The following is a 5,749-nucleotide window of genomic DNA, read 5'->3' on the forward strand; positions in this document are numbered from 1 at the left end:
GGTCACCGCCAGACCCGCTTCGCCAGCACGACCGCTGCGGCCGATACGGTGCATATAGTCCGCGGGACTTCTTGGCAGATCGAAGTTAATCACGACGGGGAGTTTATCTATATCAATCCCGCGGGCGGCGATATCGGTCGCAATTAACACGCTGATCTCACCGTTTTTAAAGCCATCGAGCACACGAGTACGCGCGCCTTGGGCTTTATCACCATGGAACACCTCGGCGCTAATCCCCCGTTTAGAAAGCTTTTGTGCGAGGTGATTACAGGTATTTTTAGCGCTGACAAAAATAAGTGCCTGTGACCATTGATGCTCTTTAATCAGATGTGCGAGCAAGGCGGTTTTCATTGGGCGGTTAACGGTAATCACCCGCTGCTGAATCGTGCTTTCCTGCTCGCTTTGTAATTGATATTCAAGTGGATCGTTAAGCAGTTTATCCGTGAGTAGACGCACTTCTTCGGGGAACGTGGCCGAGAACAACAAGGTTTGTTTCTTGCTCGGTAAAGCGGCAAGCACTTGGGCTAATTCGTCAGTAAAACCAAGGCTTAGCATACGATCGGCCTCGTCGAGCACTAGGGTGCTCACCCGGCTTAACTTGATTGCATTGCTCGATAACAGATCTAACAATCGGCCCGGCGTCGCCACTAATACATCGGCCCCCGAACGTAGGCTTTGCATCTGCGCATTAACAGAGACACCACCAAAGGCGGCAACTATCTTAAGTTGGCCGTTTAAATGGGAAGCATAGGATAAAAAGCTGTCGGCAACCTGCTGGGCGAGTTCCCGCGTGGGCACCAAGACCAAACAACGGGCGTAAGATCCCGACTTATCTGGCGTTTTAGCTTCAATCAATTGCTGTAGCAGCGGCACGGCAAAGGCCGCCGTTTTACCCGATCCCGTATTCGCGCCCGCTAAGACATCACGCCCCGCCAGCACGGCAGGAATGGTTGCCATTTGCACTGGCGTTGGGGAAACATAAGCTAACTCAGTGAGTCGATGATGGAGCGGCGCAATGATACCGAGTTGGGCAAAGCTTGCCACAGGCGAAGAAGCTTGGGTCATAAAAAAGGTAATAGCTCATCAATAACAAATATGGCGGCTATTCTAACGTAAAACTCGCACGCTTGCTCGCCGATTCCAGCATTAACAACTGTTGTTTCATCTCAAGCCCATAGGCATAGCCAGTTAATTTGCCATTTTTCCCTATCACCCTATGGCATGGCACGATAATGGCGATGGGATTTGCCCCGTTCGCCGCGCCGACGGCGCGCACGGCCTTTGGCCTGCCAATCTGCTCGGCAATGTCGGCATAACTGCAACTCTGGCCATAATCCACATCTAGCAACGCTTGCCAAACCTGGCGCTGAAAATCCGTCCCCTTAGGGGCCAGGGCTAATTCAAACCCAAGGCGCTTACCCGCAAAATATTGCTCAAGCTGCTCCACAGCTTCGCAGATATGGGCTTTGGCTCGATTGACTTCATCTACAGTGCTATTGGCTAAAGGAATGTCGGTTCGGGACGAACCAACAACCGTTAAATGACTGAGCCCATAGGGATTGGCATTGAGCTGTAAAACGCCGACTGGTGTCATTAATTGCTGTGCTACGCAGGGTAAATATGCTGCACTGCTCGGGGCGGCATTTAATTGATGTGTTAAATAAGACATAGATAACCTCTTAATGTTAAACGGTATTGGGTCACACTTGATGCCACAATTGGAATGTTAAATAACTGCCCCAGGGGGCAATATCTCGCCCTAGCTGTTGACATAATTGAGGATAATCAACGGTTTTTAAAACATCTTCCCCTAAAGCATTAAGCCTATCCTTGCCATAGTGACCTAAATAGTGCGCCAATAAGCGCTTTTTAACGATAAGATCCGAATGCAAGAAGATATTGGGGTCGCCAAGACCTCTAAGCTTAGCGTAGGCAATTGTCCAGGGGCCAATGCCTTTAACACTTAACCAATCATCGACACTTGCATTGGCGTTATCACAAATAAAAGCCGCTAATGCATTTAATGCCAGTTTACGCGCCCCCGGCATTTTGAGTTCACTCAAGCTCGCCCCTCGGATCGCTTCAGGCGTTGGGAATAACCGATATTCTCGGCCATTTAACTCAAAACGCTCTCCATAGGCTTCAACCAATTGATTAAGTAGCTTAGTCGCCTGAACCACTGTTACTTGCTGGCCTAAAATTGCCCGGCAAACCGCCTCAAATAAGGACCCAGCCCCCGGAATACGCAGTCCACTAAACGGCACTAAATTAAGCTGAGTCAGGGCCTGTAAATTTTGTTCAATCAACTGCATATCTGCATCGAGATCGAGTATGCGCCGCACTTCAACAATGAGTTTTTGTAACCCCTCTAATGGGGAGTCTGCGGTCAACATCACTATCAGCTTGAATCTGTGCAATGACGGTTCGTGGGTAATTTGAACGACAGCGCGCATTTTGTCTATGGCAATACAGCGACCATATTCAAGGGAAGTTGCCTCACCCTCGCAGGTTATATGCTGCGCAGCATCTGACGCTAGCCCAGCGCCCCCGTTTAACTTGCCGAGCGGCGTAAACCATTCCATTCCGGCCACGGCGCGCAGCCGATAAAATGCCAGTTGTGCCGACCAATCGAGGGGCGGTCGATAATATTGGTACAAAGTGAGCCCATGGGAGGGCTCTGTTGCACTTAAGCTGTCTTTTTCCGTAGTGATTTCAATGTCGTTCATTTTAGAGACTTTTTTCAGTGATGCTTTTCTTAACTGAGTAGGTGTCAGTTGCAGCCTTTGTTGAAACGCCTCATTAAAGCGGCGAATACTGTTAAATCCCGCCGCAAGCGCCACCTGAGTGATAGGTAATTGGGTTTGATGCAAGAGTTGTTTGGCAAACAACAACTGGCGATACAGCGCGTATTGTTTAGGTGAAGTGCCAAAACCTTCGCTGAAAAGCTTATTGAGATAGCGACTACTGATCCCCAATTTATCGGCAAGCTCATCGACAGTTAATGCTTGCTCACCGCAGAGTAGACCGGCATCGATCAACCCAAGCGCCCTATCGAGCGTTGTACCAGTCCCTTTCCACGGGTTAGAACCTGGCGCACTGTCGGGCCGGCAACGTAAACAGGGGCGTAATCCCGCCTGCGCCGCTTTGACCTGGGACTCAAAATAGCGCACATTTTCTTCCTTTGGCGCTACGGCTGGACACACGTTTCGGCAATAAATTCCTGTGGTTAACACACCCACAAAGAATTTCCCGTCAAAACGAGGGTCACGACTCAGCCTTGCCTCACGGCAAATGGCAGACGAAAGTTTACTGCGAATAGGCGCCGAATGCGGCTTTAACTGCACATCGCCACTAACCGCATTGCACTCTAGATGATCTGTTATCTTCATTCCCGGTATGCTCGACAATATTCGCTCACAATTAATCGCTTGTCGGATACTTTACGTAAATCTACCCTATTGGACTAGCGGAAAACGGAACTGAATCATTTCGCAGCATTTAAAGCGCATAGGACCGATATCCTATATGCTAGGTACGTCTACTTTTTTATCCTAAATCATAGAGCCAATTCATGTTTAAACGATTCGAATCTTGGGTTGAAGCCCTACCCGATGTTGAGCCCACTAAACCCCCAACGGGCATTTATGCTTTTTGTCGCCATTATACTAAAGGCTATGAGCTGCCATTGATCTTAATGTCAGTGCTTACTGCACTACTGGCCATGCTTGAGGTATCACTGTTTGGCTTTATGGGTCAACTAGTTGATTGGTTAGTGAATAAAAATCCCCAGACCTTATTCCAAGATGAAGGCACAACCCTGCTACTGATGGGCGCGATGGTGATGGTAGTCATGCCATTATTGGTATTACTCCACGCACTCATCATGCACCAAACCTTGCTTGGCAATTATCCCATGTCCATTCGCTGGCTTGCCCATCGTTATTTACTTAAGCAGAGCGTGTCTTTCTATCAGAATGATTTTGCAGGCCGAATTGCCACTAAAGTGATGCAAACCTCTTTGGCCGTGCGTGAAACCGTGATGAAGCTGCTCGATGTGCTGGTGTACATTTTAGTGTATTTCACGTCTATGTTAGTGATGATTGCCAGTGCGGATGTGCGTTTAGTGCTGCCAATGTTAGTCTGGTTAGCGCTCTACATTGGTCTGCAATGGTATTTTGTCCCTAAATTGAAGGCCGTTTCCACTGAGCAAGCGGATGCTCGGTCAACCATGACGGGGCGTATTGTCGATAGCTACACTAATATCACCACAGTGAAACTCTTTGCCCATACGGATAAAGAAGCCGACTATGCCAAGGCGAGCATGCATAGCTTTTTAGATACGGTTTATCGCCAAATGCGCTTAGTGACAGGGATAAGTGTCAGCGTGCAAATCATTAACTATATGCTCGCCTTTAGTATTGCCGCCGTGTCTATAGTGCTCTGGAGTGACAATGCTATATCGGTTGGTGCGATTGCGATTGCCGTGAGTTTAGCGCTGCGTCTCAACGGGATGTCTCAATGGATTATGTGGGAAATCAGTTCATTATTTGAAAATATCGGCACTGTTACCGATGGAATGAATACCCTTTCCAAGACGACATTGATCCAAGACTCGCCAGATGCAAACACCTTAGTGGTTGAGCAAGGTCGTATCGATTTTAATCAAGTGAGCTTCCATTACGGTGAGGAAACCGGGGTTATCGAAGAACTCAATCTCAATATCAAAGCGGGTGAGAAAGTCGGTCTTGTCGGCCGTTCTGGCGCGGGTAAATCTACTCTCGTTAATCTGTTAATGCGCTTTTATGATGTCGAAAAAGGCCAGATTTGTATCGATGGCCAAGATATTAAATCGGTCAAACAGGACTCTCTGCGCTCGCAGATTGGCATGGTGACCCAGGATACTTCGTTGCTACATCGTACCATCCGTGAAAATATTCTCTACGGCAACCCAACAGCCACCGATGAGCAGCTAAATTGTGCCATCAAACAGGCTCAGGCCTATGACTTTATTAATGAACTTACCGATCCCAACGGTAATCATGGCTTAGATGCACAGGTTGGTGAACGCGGTGTGAAACTCTCCGGCGGCCAAAGACAGCGTATCGCGATTGCGCGGGTGCTGTTAAAAAATGCCCCGATTTTGCTGCTCGATGAGGCAACCTCAGCACTGGATTCTGAAGTCGAAGCCGCAATTCAAGAAAGCTTGTACGAATTAATGCAAGGAAAGACAGTGATAGCCATTGCCCATCGATTATCCACTATTGCCGCAATGGACAGGTTAATCGTGCTGGATCAAGGCCGTATCGTTGAGCAAGGCACCCATCAGGAGTTGATTGCCGCAGGCGGTATCTATGCCCAGCTCTGGGCCCACCAAACCGGAGGTTTCCTAGGGGTTGAGTAGTGTTGAGTTGTTACTTAGCACTTTGATTTTAAAGGCGACATTGAGTCGCCTTTTTATTTACCCACTGTTTAAGGCTTTCGACAGAGCACCACTATGCCTTCAGGTCTTCGCCTTGTCTAAAGCCCGTTGAACTCCCGCTGAATGAACAGATATTTAATACGATTGGTATAATAGCGAGCTATCATTTCAAAACTTCAATTCCATTATGCTGCAAGCAAGTCTATACCCAATAAAAGCTGAGAAACCCGCTCATAAGACCAAGTGGAATGAGCAATGAGTTGTGGCTTGTTGCTTGTTGCTTGTTGCTTGTTGCTTGTTGCTTGTTGCTTGTTGCTTGTTGCTTGTTGC

The 5,749-nt window shown here is 48.1% G+C and carries 4 protein-coding genes; 1 reads left to right on the forward strand and 3 read right to left on the reverse strand.

The window, feature by feature from the left end; all coding sequences use genetic code 11:
- The 3 genes from COW15_RS11465 to COW15_RS11475 all read right to left on the reverse strand — a co-directional run.
- On the reverse strand, positions 1-1,065 hold a 1,065-nt coding region (locus COW15_RS11465), incomplete at its 3' end, for a DEAD/DEAH box helicase (protein ID WP_293632693.1).
- A 37-nt stretch (positions 1,066-1,102) separates the two neighbouring features.
- Positions 1,103-1,669: a methylated-DNA--[protein]-cysteine S-methyltransferase gene (locus COW15_RS11470; RefSeq protein WP_293632694.1), complete on the reverse strand. Its 567-nt coding sequence runs from the start codon at positions 1,667-1,669 to the stop codon at positions 1,103-1,105.
- A gap of 31 nt (positions 1,670-1,700) precedes the next feature.
- Complete coding sequence (locus tag COW15_RS11475) at positions 1,701-3,389, reverse strand: Ada metal-binding domain-containing protein (RefSeq protein ID WP_293632695.1); 1,689 nt, start codon at positions 3,387-3,389, stop codon at positions 1,701-1,703.
- Positions 3,390-3,571: 182 nt separating this feature from the next.
- Between COW15_RS11475 and COW15_RS11480 the strand changes: the two genes are divergently transcribed.
- Complete coding sequence (locus tag COW15_RS11480; RefSeq protein WP_293632696.1) at positions 3,572-5,401, forward strand: ABC transporter ATP-binding protein; 1,830 nt, start codon at positions 3,572-3,574, stop codon at positions 5,399-5,401.
- The last annotated feature ends 348 nt before the right edge of the window (positions 5,402-5,749 follow it).

The organism is Shewanella sp. CG12_big_fil_rev_8_21_14_0_65_47_15 (assembly GCF_002783505.1).
Taxonomy (GTDB): domain Bacteria; phylum Pseudomonadota; class Gammaproteobacteria; order Enterobacterales; family Shewanellaceae; genus Shewanella.

Coding starts and splice junctions, on each gene's coding strand:
- COW15_RS11470 (WP_293632694.1), bottom strand. CDS start 1,669: ATGTCTTATTTAACACATCAATTAAATGCCGCCCCGAGCAGTGCAGCA.
- COW15_RS11475 (WP_293632695.1), bottom strand. CDS start 3,389: ATGAAGATAACAGATCATCTAGAGTGCAATGCGGTTAGTGGCGATGTG.
- COW15_RS11480 (WP_293632696.1), top strand. CDS start 3,572: ATGTTTAAACGATTCGAATCTTGGGTTGAAGCCCTACCCGATGTTGAG.